The 13,264-nt window shown below is 57.6% G+C and carries 14 protein-coding genes; 6 read left to right on the top strand and 8 right to left on the bottom strand.

Features of this window, described 5'->3' with window-relative positions:
- The first annotated feature begins 219 nt into the window (after positions 1-219).
- Positions 220-1,794 (top strand): hypothetical protein, encoded by a 1,575-nt coding sequence (locus tag LC334_RS09200; RefSeq protein WP_085800415.1) that lies wholly within the window; start codon positions 220-222, stop codon positions 1,792-1,794.
- A 24-nt stretch (positions 1,795-1,818) separates the two neighbouring features.
- Here LC334_RS09200 and LC334_RS09205 read toward each other — a convergent pair whose 3' ends face one another.
- The 3 genes from LC334_RS09205 to LC334_RS09215 form a co-directional block, all read right to left on the bottom strand.
- Positions 1,819-2,523, bottom strand: a complete 705-nt coding sequence (locus LC334_RS09205; RefSeq protein ID WP_139836375.1) for a winged helix-turn-helix domain-containing protein — start codon at positions 2,521-2,523, stop codon at positions 1,819-1,821.
- Positions 2,524-2,540: 17 nt separating this feature from the next.
- Positions 2,541-2,780: a hypothetical protein gene (locus LC334_RS09210; RefSeq protein ID WP_085800414.1), complete on the bottom strand. Its 240-nt coding sequence runs from the start codon at positions 2,778-2,780 to the stop codon at positions 2,541-2,543.
- Between the two features lie 131 nt (positions 2,781-2,911).
- On the bottom strand, positions 2,912-3,289 hold the full coding sequence (locus tag LC334_RS09215; RefSeq protein ID WP_223412932.1) for a hypothetical protein: 378 nt from the start codon (positions 3,287-3,289) through the stop codon (positions 2,912-2,914).
- Between the two features lie 331 nt (positions 3,290-3,620).
- Here LC334_RS09215 and LC334_RS09220 point away from each other — a divergent pair, with 331 nt between their 5' ends.
- Positions 3,621-4,244, top strand: coding sequence for a ribonuclease HII (locus LC334_RS09220; protein ID WP_085800412.1), 624 nt, complete (start codon positions 3,621-3,623; stop codon positions 4,242-4,244).
- A 98-nt stretch (positions 4,245-4,342) separates the two neighbouring features.
- The gene (locus LC334_RS09225; RefSeq protein ID WP_085800411.1) at positions 4,343-5,449 is read left to right on the top strand and encodes a site-specific DNA-methyltransferase; all 1,107 of its coding nucleotides are present in this window, start codon (positions 4,343-4,345) and stop codon (positions 5,447-5,449) included.
- 116 nt (positions 5,450-5,565) lie between these two features.
- Here the strand turns inward: LC334_RS09225 and LC334_RS09230 are convergent, their stop codons facing one another.
- The 3 genes from LC334_RS09230 to mutY all read right to left on the bottom strand — a co-directional run bounded on the left by LC334_RS09230 (position 5,566) and on the right by mutY (position 8,367).
- Positions 5,566-5,967: a response regulator gene (locus LC334_RS09230; protein ID WP_139836373.1), complete on the bottom strand. Its 402-nt coding sequence runs from the start codon at positions 5,965-5,967 to the stop codon at positions 5,566-5,568.
- A 159-nt stretch (positions 5,968-6,126) separates the two neighbouring features.
- Positions 6,127-7,266 carry an alkane 1-monooxygenase gene (locus LC334_RS09235; RefSeq protein ID WP_085800409.1) on the bottom strand — a complete coding sequence of 380 codons (1,140 nt, stop codon included), beginning with the start codon at positions 7,264-7,266 and terminating at the stop codon, positions 6,127-6,129.
- Between the two features lie 39 nt (positions 7,267-7,305).
- Entirely contained in the window at positions 7,306-8,367 is a 1,062-nt protein-coding gene (gene mutY / locus LC334_RS09240; protein WP_085800408.1) for an A/G-specific adenine glycosylase, read from the bottom strand.
- An 80-nt stretch (positions 8,368-8,447) separates the two neighbouring features.
- Here mutY and LC334_RS09245 point away from each other — a divergent pair, with 80 nt between their 5' ends.
- The 3 genes from LC334_RS09245 to LC334_RS09255 are packed head-to-tail and all read left to right on the top strand — an operon-like array spanning position 8,448 to position 10,759.
- Positions 8,448-8,957, top strand: a complete 510-nt coding sequence (locus LC334_RS09245) for a DUF721 domain-containing protein (RefSeq protein WP_085800407.1) — start codon at positions 8,448-8,450, stop codon at positions 8,955-8,957.
- 18 nt (positions 8,958-8,975) lie between these two features.
- A complete protein-coding gene (locus LC334_RS09250) occupies positions 8,976-9,647 on the top strand; it encodes a DsbA family protein (RefSeq protein WP_085800406.1) in 672 nt (223 codons plus the stop codon).
- Complete coding sequence (locus LC334_RS09255; protein ID WP_085800405.1) at positions 9,647-10,759, top strand: CaiB/BaiF CoA transferase family protein; 1,113 nt, start codon at positions 9,647-9,649, stop codon at positions 10,757-10,759. Before LC334_RS09250 ends, LC334_RS09255 begins: the two co-directional genes overlap by 1 nt.
- Position 10,760: 1 nt before the next feature.
- Here LC334_RS09255 and lpxK read toward each other — a convergent pair whose 3' ends face one another.
- Positions 10,761-11,774 carry a tetraacyldisaccharide 4'-kinase gene (gene lpxK, locus LC334_RS09260; RefSeq protein WP_085800404.1) on the bottom strand — a complete coding sequence of 338 codons (1,014 nt, stop codon included), beginning with the start codon at positions 11,772-11,774 and terminating at the stop codon, positions 10,761-10,763.
- Positions 11,771-12,991 (bottom strand): 3-deoxy-D-manno-octulosonic acid transferase, encoded by a 1,221-nt coding sequence (locus tag LC334_RS09265; protein WP_085800403.1) that lies wholly within the window; start codon positions 12,989-12,991, stop codon positions 11,771-11,773. Before LC334_RS09265 ends, lpxK begins: the two co-directional genes overlap by 4 nt.
- Between the last annotated feature and the right edge of the window lie 273 nt (positions 12,992-13,264).

Here is a 13,264-nt window from a genome sequence, read left to right on the forward strand (position 1 = left end):
GGTCGCCGGGCAAAGCATCGTCGAGATACACTCCATCACCCCCACAGATATCACAACCGACATCTTCCAATTCTAAAAACAATCCGAATAAATTAACCAAACCAGTGGCAAACAAAATGCAACACTGCCCGTTTTCCGGCATGTCGGCGTTGAAACTTGCGTGACGGTTCGTGACACTGAAAATGCCTATCGGTATGACGGGCAAGAGCAGGTGGATGGATGGCCGATAAGACAATACATATTCATCTGGGACCGCATAAAACCGGATCCACGGCGATCCAGCGTTCCTTGCGTGAGAATGCAAAGACACTGAAGACCGGGTTCGGCCTGACCCTGATCAAAACCCGCCTTGTCAGAAAAGCGGCGGGGTTTCTGAACTCGGATCGCTTGCCCGAGGCGGCAGAAACGCTTGGCAAGGTCGCCGGGCTATGTGCAGCTAGGGAGGGTGATTGCGTCATCTCCTGCGAAGACCTGTCCGGTGCGCTGCCCGGGTCGCGGCAAACGCAAGAGATCTACCCGCATCTCTGGCGCAATATTTCCATTCTGGAAGACGCGTTCGATGGGTTCGACCGTCGCTACTATTTCTTTTTGCGCCAACCGGACGATTGGCTCAGAAGCGTCTATGTTCAAAACCTGAAACATCGTCAGAAATTCAGCCGGTTCGAGAAATTTGCCGATTTCTTACAGGTCGATGATCTTTGGGATGCGGTTATTGCCGAACCCGTAGCGGAACTGGGCCGGTCTTTCGTGACGGTCGACTATGCGCAAGACGCAGCCAGGTCCTCGGTAAGGGATCTGCTGGCAGCGGTCGCAGGTTGTGATCGCGACAAGGTTCAGGCCTTGCCAGAGCCGGAGCTAAACCTTTCTCCCGGCGAGACGGATATTGCCCTGATGCAGCAGATCAATCGCTCCAGCGCCTCGCAGGAGGCCAAGAGACGGGCAAAACTGGCCTTGTTCGAAGCACACGAAACGCCGCCATCTCACGCCGGCACCCCGGTCCGGTCTGATTGGTTCCAGGCGCCGCAGAAGCCCGAGACATTGCCCGAGGTTCTGGAGCCGTTATGGCAACGAGTCCGAAAGCGTGTTGCGGCGCAGGATCAACCCAATCTGATGCCGGATATCGATATCGACCTGAGACCGCTGCGCAATCTTATGGTCGAGGCCGATGGCGATTTTCCGGACGTGAACCGGGATCAGATGGCCGGTCAAGCCGAAATCCTGATCTATCGCTTTCGCGGCCAGTCCGAGATCTGCTTTCTGCTGGGGCTTGCGATCAGCTATCTGCGCAGGGACACGCCGCATACTGCGCAGGCCTCGGCTCTGTTTCAAAGGCTCTGGGCGGAAGAATATGATATCCTGCTGGGTTTTTTGCCCACCCGGTGGCTGATTTCGAGCTTCCAAACCTTTCTAGATCACGGCGTCAACGCAGATCAGAGGATCATCGGATCAGGCGCGTATTTCTATGCGAACATCCTGAAGGCATATGAGGCCGAACGTGCATTCGAAGGCCTGCCGCCGGATGCGGTATATCCCCACAAGCTGCCGCAGACCAAAATGGGCTTCGCCGGGCTGGACCGCTTCAAGCTGGGCGGCTCGGATCTGATCCTTAACACCAATGCGCTGCTGCTTGAATATTCAGCCAGGGATGACACTGCCGGGCGTGTGGCTCAGGAATTCCTCGCTCGAGCGAGAACCGCACAGTCGATCTTTTCGCGCATGGATAAAAGCCGGCAAGCCCACGAGATCAACATCAAACAATTCTCAAACTGCTGGAGCTTCTTCCAAAAACCCTAAACGCCAAAACCGGACAGCACCCACTCAAAGCACCCGTATAACATCCTTATCAATCGCCAGCATATAGCCGCGCCGTGCGATGTTCTTGACCAGAAGTTCACTGACCAACTGGTTGCCCAGCGTGTCGCGCAACCGCTTGATCCGGGTGGCACCGGCGGCCTCTTCGCAGTCCGTCGCATCACGGCCCGAAATCATCGCCTCGATCTCGGCGCCCGAGAGAACATCGTCATCCATGCGCGCTTCGGCCAGAATCGATAGGGTTTCCATTGCAGCGTCGGTTAGCTTGAACCCCATATTATTCAGATAGACGGTCTTTTCCTCGCGGCTGATCAGCAGAGAGCTGACCTGAATGCCCGAGCGTTCAATCTGGGCCATGCGGCGGTTCATGGTGATCAGCATGATCAGAAACACCAACGCGGCAATCAGAAGAGATGCGGCAAAGACCAGCAGTACAAAGATTACCATCCGGTAGCTGACAAGGGTTTCCGAGAACGCGGTGCCGGAAAGCGCTAGAATTTCAAGCAGCTTGATCTCGGCATCTGTGGTCAAGGCGTCGTTTTCAACGAAGATACGCTCAACCCTTGCATTGAACGCATTGGCATCGGGCAGGCTGATAAACAACAAAACGGCGGCAATCGTGAGAATGATAACGACAGCAGCCAGCCCGATGACCACCGCACGGGTGCCCGTGCGGCGCGCGTCAGCGGCAGAATTCGTCAGTTCGTGCAAAACGACCCTTCCCGACTCTATTGCTTTTTGACCGACAAGACCTTTAGCAGTGTCAGCCCTTGTTTCTTGAGCTTTTTCTCAAGTTTTCGCGTGACAGCGGCAATGTTACAGTCACCGCCTACCTGCGCAACATCATAGAAAAGTTCAAGCGGGTTATCGCGCTTGGCCTTGTATTCGACCGAACAGGCGGCATGCGCGGCCTGACTGCCAAGCGTTAAGGCCGCGACGGCAACGGGTATGATCAGAATGCGTTTCATGGCACAAACATGCGCGACCGGCCGCAGCTATTCAATAACATCAGTGCCGAAATGGTCCTGAAAATGGCTGTTATTGGATAACATTGTTTCGATATTGCCTGTCTTACACCTCAAGACCCATCCTCTGTTCATCACAACGCTGCCTGAGATGGGCATGCCATGCCGATTAGAGGAAAGGACAACCCATGATGTATCGTAAATTCATAGCCATTATTCTGGGGCTTTCGGTCGCGATTGCGGGTCTGAGCGCCGCCCCGGCCCGCGCAGGTGACCGGGACCTTCTCAAGATTCTGGGGGGTGTCGCCGCGGTCGCAATCATCGGCTCGGCCATCGCCAACGCCAAGGATCGCGACGATCATGTCACACGAAACAATTACTACTACAATAAAAAGCCGCGGGTCGGCCATCGGCACGGCCACAGGCACCATACCAAACATCGCTACCACAAATATGGCCACAAAAAACATGACCATGGCTACAAACACCGCAGCAAGCATCACAACGGCCATTTTGCGCGTCCCTTGCCGAAACGCGTTCAGCGCAAAGTACTTCCCGCCTCTTGCCGGGTTCAGGCATATAATGAGCGGGGTCGGTTCGTGGCATTTAGTGATTGGTGCCTTGATCGCAAATTCCGGTATGCCAACGCGTTGCCAAGACGCTGCGCCACCGGTGCACATGTACAGCGGCACAATCGGCGCACCCTCGTTTACAGCCAACGTTGCCTCAGCCGTCAGGGATATGCAGTGGCCCAGTATTGATCAGTTGATTGTATCTGGCCGAAGGGGAAGGGTTCTGCCCTTCCCTTTTGCATTGGGGGCATAGTTGTGATTTCTGGGCCCCATGACGGAACCTGATTACTCTTATGAACAGCACGCGCATGAGAGCGGCGCCCGGTTTGTCGCCGGGGTTGACGAGGTCGGGCGCGGGCCGCTTGCCGGGCCGGTGACCGCTGCCGCTGTCATCCTCGATCCGCAGAACATTCCCGACGGTCTGCAAGATTCAAAGCAGCTGACTGCGAAGCGACGTAAAGTATTGAGTGATCTACTGCAGGGGTGCGCGGATGTGTCGATCGGTCATGCGGATGTGGATGAAATCGATGACATAAACATACTCCGCGCGTCGCACTTGGCGATGCAACGGGCGCTGGCCGGGCTGCGCCAGGTACCCGATCTGGCGTTGATAGACGGCAACATGATCCCCAGAGGTCTGAACGTCCCATCGCAGACAATCATCAAGGGAGACACGATTTCACTGTCGATTGCAGCGGCCTCGATTGTTGCGAAAGTCGCCCGCGATCAGATCATGTGGGATTTGGCGCAACAGTATCCGGGTTATGGGTGGGAAACGAACGCAGGTTACCCGACCAAAAGCCACAAAGCGGCGCTTCGAAATCTTGGGATAACCCCACACCATAGACGTTCCTTCAAACCCGTCCACAACATCTTGTATCAAGAGAATAACTAAGCATTTGATTCAAAAAAGAAATTGACGGCGAATCAGCTTTGACTCATCTTTGACCTCAACGATCCAGAACGCAGAAGCGTCGGCGACAGAGGCAGAAAATGACAGCGAAAAATAATGCGACGGGCGCGCAAGCGCTCCCCCTGAACACGATTCTGGCCGGTGACTGCATCGAAGCGATGAACAGTCTGCCGGCGGAAAGCATTGATCTGATCTTTGCCGATCCTCCCTACAACTTGCAGTTGAAGGGCGATCTTCATCGCCCAGATAACAGCCAGGTGGATGCGGTCGATGATGCCTGGGATCAGTTCTCGTCCTTTGCGGTATATGACAAATTCACCAAGGACTGGCTGGCCGCGGCGCGGCGCCTGCTCAAACCCGATGGCGCGATCTGGGTGATCGGGTCTTATCACAACATCTTCCGCGTTGGCGCGGAGTTGCAGAATGCCGGTTTCTGGATTCTCAACGATGTTGTCTGGCGTAAATCCAACCCGATGCCAAATTTCCGTGGCAAGCGGCTGACCAATGCCCATGAGACGATGATCTGGGCCAGCAAAGAAGAAGGCGGTAAATACACGTTCAACTATGAGGCGCTGAAAGCGCTGAATGAAGGCATCCAGATGCGTAGCGACTGGGTGCTGCCGATTTGTACCGGCCACGAGCGTCTGAAGGACGACAAGGGCGACAAGGCGCATCCGACGCAAAAACCAGAAAGCCTGTTGCATCGCGTGCTGGTGGGCTCGACCAATCCGGGCGATGTCGTTTTGGACCCGTTCTTCGGCACCGGCACAACCGGGGCTGTCGCCAAGATGCTGGGCCGCAACTACATCGGGATCGAACGCGAAACCGCCTATCGGACCGTCGCGGAAAAGCGGCTGGCGTCGATCCGCAAATATGATCGTGAAGCGCTGCAGGTATCGACCAGCAAACGGGCTGAGCCGCGGGTGCCGTTTGGCCAGCTGGTTGAGCGCGGCATGCTGCGTCCGGGCGAAGAGCTCTATTCCATGAACCGGCGCCACAAGGCCAAGGTGCGTGCCGACGGAACGCTGATCGGCGACGATATCAAAGGATCAATTCATCAGGTTGGTGCCCATCTGGAAGGTGCGCCCAGCTGCAATGGATGGACCTACTGGTGCTTCAAGCGTGATGGCAAGACGGTGCCGATCGACCTTTTGCGCCAGCAAATACGTGCAGAGATGGCGAACTGACATAACCAACCACCACCGCCGGTGCCTGCGGTCTGACTTCCGCAAGCACTATCTACCTGCCCCGCCATTTTGGCGGGGCCTTTTCATTATGCGGCGTATGTGCGGGGCGCCTGTTCTTACGAGGCGTGCGTTTGGCCGACCGTTCGGGACCTACGCTTGAACACCTGCGATAGCTTTGCCTGCGGCTGATCATTTTTGTCGATAACCCGCAATCCGGCGGCCTTGGCCTTCGCCCACATGAAAGGCGAGGGCCAACCGGAAACAATAACGATCGACGTGTTGCGGTATTTCGGCTCGTCTGCCAATTCCTGTGCAAAGTCAGCGCCGTTACCATCCGGAAGGCTGTTATCGCATAGGATGATGGAATAGCGCTTTGCTGTCAGGAAATGGCGCGCCTCATCCAGCGTGTCTGCAACGTCTACGGCCGCATCAACCCCCGCACTTGCGATCGCGCGTTTGATCATCAGCTGATCGTGCTGGCTGTCTTCAATTACGAGGCATCTCAATTGTCGGGTCATATGTTTCCGTTCGCCGGTCCTGGTGGCTTCTGATCGCGCAGGGCGAAACTGCCACAAAGGATTTAATCAAGATTTAAATATCGAATTCGAGCTAAATGTCGCCTTGGTCGCACCGGGTCTGAATTCTGAAGGCGGTGGTGCCACAGTTGTTTGGCTGGCTTATCGCGGCAGAGGGTTCTGTGCCTTGTTGTAAGGCTTCCAGTTGGTGATCTCGGGATAATATGTTTTCCGCCAGTGCCGCACGCGAGGATTCATGACCTGACGCCAAAGCGGTGGCACCATCGCGGCCATCGTCATTAGCGGGTAGCCATAGGGCAATTGCGGCGCGTCACTTTCAGCGTAGGTCTGCAGCAAGGGAAAACGGCGGTCGGGCTTGTAGTGATGATCGGAATGGCGCTGCAGATTGATCAAAAGCCAGTTTGACGCCTTATGCGCGGCATTCCAGCTATGGCGCGGCTTGACGTGCTCATACTTACCGTCGCCCAGGTGTTTGCGGGTCAGTCCGTAATGTTCGATATAGTTCACCAGTTCTAGCTGCCAGATGGCGACGAAGGCCTGCCAGATAAACAGCATAAGCCCTGTCCACCCGCCAAGAAGTGCTGCCAACAGCAACATGCTGCCCTGCAACGCCCAATAGCGCAGAAACGGATTTCTACGGTCGGTCCAAGCAAGACCCTTGCGCGCCAGCATGTCCTTTTCTGCCCGAAAGGCGGATCTCAATGATCCCATCAGCACCCGGGGGAAGAAGCGGAAAAAGCCTTCATTGTATCGGGCAGTTACCGGATCGCGGGGCGTGCCGACATGGCGGTGATGCACCAGCAGGTGTTCAGAACGGAAATGCGAATACAGCACCATCGCCAGAAGCAGGTCGCCCAGCAAACGCTCGCGCCGGTCTTTCTGGTGCATCAACTCGTGGCTATAATTGATCCCGATCGTGCCGGTCACGACGCCCACACCGAAGAAAAGACAGATGGTTTCGATGGGCGACAGATGTGCGTCTCCCGGACCATTGGCGTACCAGATAACCCAGAAAAGCAGCACAAACTGCAATGGCGGCCAGATCAGCGTAATCGCCCGATACCATTTCAGCTGTTCATCCGACGTCTCCGGATCGGTGTTTTCAAGGTTGAGGCCAAGCGCCGCGTCGAGGATCGTGAACAAAAACCAGGTGACGATTGGTAAGAGCACAATGCTCCATCCCCCCTGCGTCGCACTGATCAGGGCGACCGGGATCAGCAGAAGCGACATCCAGAAAGGCAGGGCACGTTGAATACTGGCAACCGGTTGGGAGTTTGTCATCGCAAGTGGTCCGACGAATTAAAGGCTCTGGTGTTATATCTAGCCTATTTTTGTAAACGCACCATGTGCCAGGTCGAAAACCTTGCGCATGACGGTGGGTAACTCTGACGGTTTGAAACGCTGCCGGGGTATGAATTCGCCGATTTCAGGATCAACGGGCCCGTTGATGATGGTCACGTCTATGCGCAGCCGCAGGTGGAAATGGGTGAAGGTGTGGCGCGCTTCGTCAGGCAGTGTTTGCCAGTTGGCCTGTAGCGGCGGTGCGGGCGCGGGCGCCTCGGACCAGTCGCTGCCGGGCCAGCCCAGCATGCCGCCCAACAGGCCCTTGTCGGGGCGCCGTTCCAACAGCCAGGCACCGTCATCTCGGCGAACCACATAGGCGATCCCAAGGCGCGTCGGTTTTTCCTTTTTCGGCAGCTTGCGGGGTAGGTCGGATTGGGTGTCCGCGGCGCGGGCGCGGCAGGGTGTGTGCCAGGGACAGATGCCGCAGGCGGGGGATTTCGGCGTACAGATCGTGGCCCCCAGATCCATGACCGCCTGTGCATAGTCGCCGGGGCGGTTATCGGGGGTAAGTGCGGTCGCCACCTCGGTCAGCTCGGGTTTCGCCGTGGGCAGCGGTGTGTGGATGTCATAGAGCCGCGCCATCACTCGCTCGACATTGCCATCGACGACGGTTTCGGCCCGATCAAAGGCAATGGCAGATATGGCGGCGGCGGTATATGGGCCGATGCCCGGCAGCTTGAGCAGAGCGTCACACGCGTCAGGAAAGATGCCGCCGTGTTCGTTGGCAACGACGCGGGCGCATTTCAGCAGGTTGCGTGCGCGCGCATAATATCCCAGCCCGGCCCATTCCCCCATCACATCGCCATCGTCGGCAGCGGCCAGCGCCTGCACATCGGGCCAGCGGCTGGTAAATCGTTCGAAATAGGATTTGACCGTCGCGACAGTGGTTTGCTGCAACATCACCTCTGAGAGCCAGATGCGATAGGGATCGGGCCTGACACCTGCCGCACGGTCCGCCGGTCCGACCCGCCACGGCATCACCCGAGCATGCCGGTCGTACCAGTGCAGCAGGTCATCGGGATTGGCGATTTCACGCATTCTTTATCTGACCACGTCATTAGGGGCTGGTATGCCCTGTCACATGCCTTAAATTGAAGGCTGAGTACAGGAGGTCAGCTATGGCAGAGCGCAAAGCCACGACACGCGGGTTCACCCGCACCTCGTCGTTGCTGCAAAAGCGCATCCGGCGTGCATCGGAAAGCCGTGGTTTTTCCGAATCCCGCCTGCTGACCCACTGGGTCGAGATCGTAGGTGCCGATCTGGCTGAGATTGCCCGGCCGGTTAATGTCAGCTACGGACGGCAGGGGCTGGGGGCTTCCCTGACGGTTCTGACCACGGGCGCACAGGCACCGATCCTTGAGATGCAAAAAGAAAAGCTGCGTGAAAAGGTGAACGCCGTTTACGGCTACAACGCGATTTCGCGTGTGCGCATCACCCAGACGGCGCCAACCGGATTTGCTGATGGCCAGGCAAGCTTTGATCATCGCACCAAGCAGACGATGCCCGCAGTGCCTGATCCGGCCGCACAGCAAAGGGCGGAACAATTGGCCGCACCGGTAGGCGACACATCTTTGCGCAAAGCCCTTGAAGCACTGGGTCAGAACGTTCTATCCAAACACAAACATTGATCACCGGAGGTGAGCTTGATGAAACGACTTTTCGTATTTGGGGCCGTGGGCCTGGCTGTTGCCGCAGGGGCCGCTTTCTGGCTGAACGGGTCGCAAACCACCAGTGTCAGCAATCTGCCGCTGGGCGCCGTCAACGCACAGGAAGCCGCCGAGATTGATACCTCGTCTGTCGTGGAGATGTCGTTGGGTGCCGAGGATGCCAAGGTGACGGTGGTGGAATATGCTTCGTTCACCTGCCCGCATTGCGCCAATTTCCACAAGGGTCCCTTCAAGCAGCTCAAGGCGGATTACATTGACAGTGATCAGATTCAGTTCATTTACCGCGACGTCTATTTCGACCGCTTCGGATTGTGGGCGTCGATGGTCGCACGCTGCGGCGGGGAAGAACGTTTTTTCGGCATCTCCGACATGCTCTACAATCAGCAGAAAGATTGGATTGGTGGTGGAGAACCGGGCGAAATCTCGGCTAATCTGCGCAAAATCGGCAAAGTTGCCGGGCTTGGCGCGGATCAGATCGAAGCTTGCCTGAATGATAGTGACAAGGCCAAGACGCTTGTCGCCTGGTTTAAGGAAAACGCCGAGGCCGATCAGATCCAATCGACACCGACACTGGTCATCAACGGCGAAAAATATTCGAACATGGGTTATGGCGATCTGAAAGCCATCATCGACGAAAAGCTGGCCGAGTAATGACGTCACCCCTGACCGGGCTGAAGGTTGTCGAACTTGCCCGAATTCTGGCTGGCCCCTGGGCCGGTCAGACACTTGCCGATCTTGGCGCTGACGTGATCAAGGTCGAGGCGGCCGCTGGCGACGACACCCGCAAATGGGGTCCGCCGTTCATCGAGCGTGATGGTGACCGCACGGCGGCCTATTTCCATTCCTGTAATCGTGGGAAGGCCAGCATCACGGCTGATTTCCGCACGCCGGAAGGGCAGGCGCAGGTGCGCGATCTGGTGCGTGACGCGGATATTCTGATTGAAAATTTCAAGGTTGGCGGCTTAGCGAAATACGGGCTGGATTATGCCAGCCTGGCTGCGATCAATCCGCGACTGATCTACTGCTCGATCACCGGCTTCGGTCAGGACGGGCCCTATGCTCATCGCGCGGGCTATGACTATATCATTCAGGGGATGTCCGGGCTGATGTCGATCACCGGCGATCCGGACGGACAGCCGCAAAAGGTTGGCGTGGCCGTGACGGATGTGTTTACCGGTATCTATGCGGTGACCGCCATCCTCGCGGCGGTCCATCAACGGCACGCTACCGGCAGGGGGCAACACATCGACATGGCGCTTCTGGATGTAGCGGTCTCTGTAACGGCCAATCAGGCAATGAATTACCTGTCGACCGACGTGGCGCCCCGGCGGATGGGCAATTATCACCCCAACCTGTCGCCCTATCAGGTGTTCGAATGCAGCGACGGCTTTATCATCATCGCGACGGGTAATGACCCGCAATACCAGCGGCTGTGCGATATTCTTGGCTTGCCGGATCTGGCCGAAGCGCCGGAGTATCTAACCAATGCCGACCGGATTGCCAATCGCGATACGCTGACGGCGGTCCTGACAGAACGGACGCTGACATTCACCAAATCCGATCTGTTGACGAACTGCGAGACCAAAGGCGTACCCGCCGGACCGATCAACGAGATGGACGAGGTGTTTGATGACCCTCAGGTCAAGGCGCGTGGCATGCAGGTCTCTCTGGATGGCGTACCGGGTGTTCGGTCGCCCTTCCGGTTTTCGGACGCTGAACTGTCTTTGACCCGCCCTTCGCCTAAGTTGGGCGAGGATAACTGAGTTAAGATGGCATCTCGGCGCTGGCTATGCCGACACCTGCCAGCGCGGCATCCAAGGCTGTCCAGTCTTCCAGCTTCAGCCGTACCGGCAATGTAATCACCTTGCTGCGAAAATCGGGCGGCAGACGCACGGCATCCTTCTCGGTCGTGACCAGTTGCGCGCCCAGCTTTTGCGCATCGCTTTCCAGCCGGGCCATCAGCGCCGGTGTTAGCGGCTGGTGATCATCCAGCGCCTCGGTTGCTGCCAATGTCGCGCCAAGCGCCCTGAGTGTTTCGAAAAACTTTTCGGGATGTCCGATACCGGCAAAGGCCAAAAATGGGGTATCATGCCAATCCATGCCAGTTTGCAATGGCACCAGCCCGCCCTTCAGACGCGGAATATGAATGCGCCCTCCCCAGATTTTGTCGAATTTTTCTTGTGCGCCGTCAGGGCCGATCGACAGCAATATATCTGCGCGCGCCAACCCGGCTTCGACGGGTTCTCGAAGTGGCCCGGCAGGCAGGCAACGGCCATTACCAAACCCCATTTGCGCATCGACGACGACGACCGAAATATCCTTGACCAGAGACGGATTCTGAAATCCATCGTCCAGTATGATCACATCGGCGCCTTGTGCTTCGGCGGCCTGCGCGCCGGCAGCGCGATCTTTCGCGATCCAGACCGGTGCGAAAGCGGCGACCAGCAAAGGTTCATCCCCAACATCGTCTGGCCCGTGACGCTTTGGATCAACCGCAACCGGCCCTTCAAGTGTTCCGCCATACCCCCGTGAGATCACATGCGGCACCCGCCCCTGCTTTTGCAGGCGATCGGCAAGGGCGATCACTGTCGGCGTCTTGCCCATCCCACCCGCGTTCAGGTTGCCGACGCAGATGACCGGCACTGCCGCCCGGTGACCTGCCGCGCCCGCAAGACGTCGTGCGGTAGCGCGTGCATAAAGCGCGCCGAGCGGCGCCAGAAACTTTGCCGCAATGCCAGGATTTTCCGGTTCAGAGTACCAGAACAGGGGCGGCTTCATGTCTTGGCTTCCAATACATCCAGTGTGTCCTGCACCAGATCAAGTATCTGGTCGGTAACGGCCGCGCTTTGCGACGCGACGTCCCAGGCAGCATGCGCCATCATGGCTGCCTCATCAGGTGCAATCAGTCGCTGAACTGCAGCGGCCAGCGTGTCGGCGTCCTGTACGACGCACGCGGCCCCTGCCGCGGCATAGCGCGAATAGCGCGAGACATAGCGGCTTACATTCGGCCCATAAAGGACGGCGGAGCCATGCGCGACGGGTTCGTTCGGGTCGCGTCCGGTCTGATCGAGGAAAAGCGAGCTCCCCATAAAAGTGACGGTGGCAAGCAGATACCACAGCCCAAGCTCTCCGGTGGTGTCCGCCAGCAGGATCTGGGTTGTTTCTTCGGGCAATTCACCATCGGACCAGATGACATGGCGCCAGTCACCTGCCTCGAGCTGTTTCCGAAACGCGTCGGATTCAGTGATATCATCCGGCACGATGACCAGCAGGGCACGATGCGCGAATTTGCTGACGCGCCGATGCGCCTCAAGTATCGTGGGCAGCTCGTCAGGCTGGGCCATGGCCGCAAGCCAGACATGGCGACCCCGCAGCAGCGCCGACAATTCGTCATGGTCGGATTGATTATAGGGGAGCGCCACGGTGCCTTCCTGAAACGGGCCCGTCACCGTTACCTCGGTACTTCCGGTGCCAATACGCCGCAATTCACGCGCGGCAGCGGCAGACCGTACCATTATGACCGAAAACTTCGAATAAAGCGCTTTGGGTAGGTCAGGAAACCAACGCCAGCCGGGACGGATCAGCATATGTTCCTCGGCATCCACCAGATAGAGCGGGATGCCCAGCGTATCGGCTGAACAGATGAGCGCCGGTAGCACGTTGCCGCCGGTCCAGAGACAAAGGTCGGGCGTCCAATGCTTCAGAAACGCTTCGGCATCTGCAACCGAATCCTGCGGTACGATCTGCCAGATCACCGGGTCTTCGATTTGGCGGTCGCGTTGCAGATCGCCGGAGCTGGTCAGCAACATTCGTAGGCCCGGGCGTTGCTGGGCCAGCCGCTCGGCCAGCTGCACAAGGGCATCGGCGCGGCTGCCATCGGCAGCATGCGCCCAGATAAGTTCACCTGCGGGGCGCGCGATCGACGGCGGGGCAAACGCCCGTGGTGTTCCGCGGGCATAGGCCAGATAAGCGGCCAGGCTAAGCGAACGCCCCATGGTTCAGGTTACCCCGGCTCTTCGGTGGCAGTTGTGTCGCCATCTCGAAAAATGCCAACGGCGTGCCGATCACTTTTAACCTCAAAAAGCGTGCAGGACAGACCGGTTGGTTCTCCGCCAAAAACCAAGTGCAGGCGTTGGACCATTTGTCATTCCTCACGGGGGTTGCATTAAAGGGCAGCGTATTGAATTGCGGATCAGGGTCAAGCGATTGACCTGCCACACAGCCGCGACTTGACGGCACGCACGGAAAGGGGCAACCAGTACCTTATT

The sequence above is a fragment of the Roseovarius aestuarii genome (genome assembly GCF_019966515.1).
Classification (GTDB): domain Bacteria; phylum Pseudomonadota; class Alphaproteobacteria; order Rhodobacterales; family Rhodobacteraceae; genus Roseovarius; species Roseovarius aestuarii.

Excerpts from the sequence above, each read along its gene's own strand:
- LC334_RS09200 (WP_085800415.1), top strand. The coding sequence starts at position 220 with ATGGCCGATAAGACAATACATATTCATCTGGGACCGCATAAAACCGGA.
- LC334_RS09210 (WP_085800414.1), bottom strand. The coding sequence starts at position 2,780 with ATGAAACGCATTCTGATCATACCCGTTGCCGTCGCGGCCTTAACGCTT.
- LC334_RS09215 (WP_223412932.1), bottom strand. The coding sequence starts at position 3,289 with ATGGCCGTTGTGATGCTTGCTGCGGTGTTTGTAGCCATGGTCATGTTT.
- LC334_RS09220 (WP_085800412.1), top strand. The coding sequence starts at position 3,621 with ATGACGGAACCTGATTACTCTTATGAACAGCACGCGCATGAGAGCGGC.
- LC334_RS09225 (WP_085800411.1), top strand. The coding sequence starts at position 4,343 with ATGACAGCGAAAAATAATGCGACGGGCGCGCAAGCGCTCCCCCTGAAC.
- LC334_RS09230 (WP_139836373.1), bottom strand. The coding sequence starts at position 5,967 with ATGACCCGACAATTGAGATGCCTCGTAATTGAAGACAGCCAGCACGAT.
- LC334_RS09235 (WP_085800409.1), bottom strand. The coding sequence starts at position 7,266 with ATGACAAACTCCCAACCGGTTGCCAGTATTCAACGTGCCCTGCCTTTC.
- mutY (WP_085800408.1), bottom strand. The coding sequence starts at position 8,367 with ATGCGTGAAATCGCCAATCCCGATGACCTGCTGCACTGGTACGACCGG.
- LC334_RS09245 (WP_085800407.1), top strand. The coding sequence starts at position 8,448 with ATGGCAGAGCGCAAAGCCACGACACGCGGGTTCACCCGCACCTCGTCG.
- LC334_RS09250 (WP_085800406.1), top strand. The coding sequence starts at position 8,976 with ATGAAACGACTTTTCGTATTTGGGGCCGTGGGCCTGGCTGTTGCCGCA.
- LC334_RS09255 (WP_085800405.1), top strand. The coding sequence starts at position 9,647 with ATGACGTCACCCCTGACCGGGCTGAAGGTTGTCGAACTTGCCCGAATT.
- lpxK (WP_085800404.1), bottom strand. The coding sequence starts at position 11,774 with ATGAAGCCGCCCCTGTTCTGGTACTCTGAACCGGAAAATCCTGGCATT.
- LC334_RS09265 (WP_085800403.1), bottom strand. The coding sequence starts at position 12,991 with ATGGGGCGTTCGCTTAGCCTGGCCGCTTATCTGGCCTATGCCCGCGGA.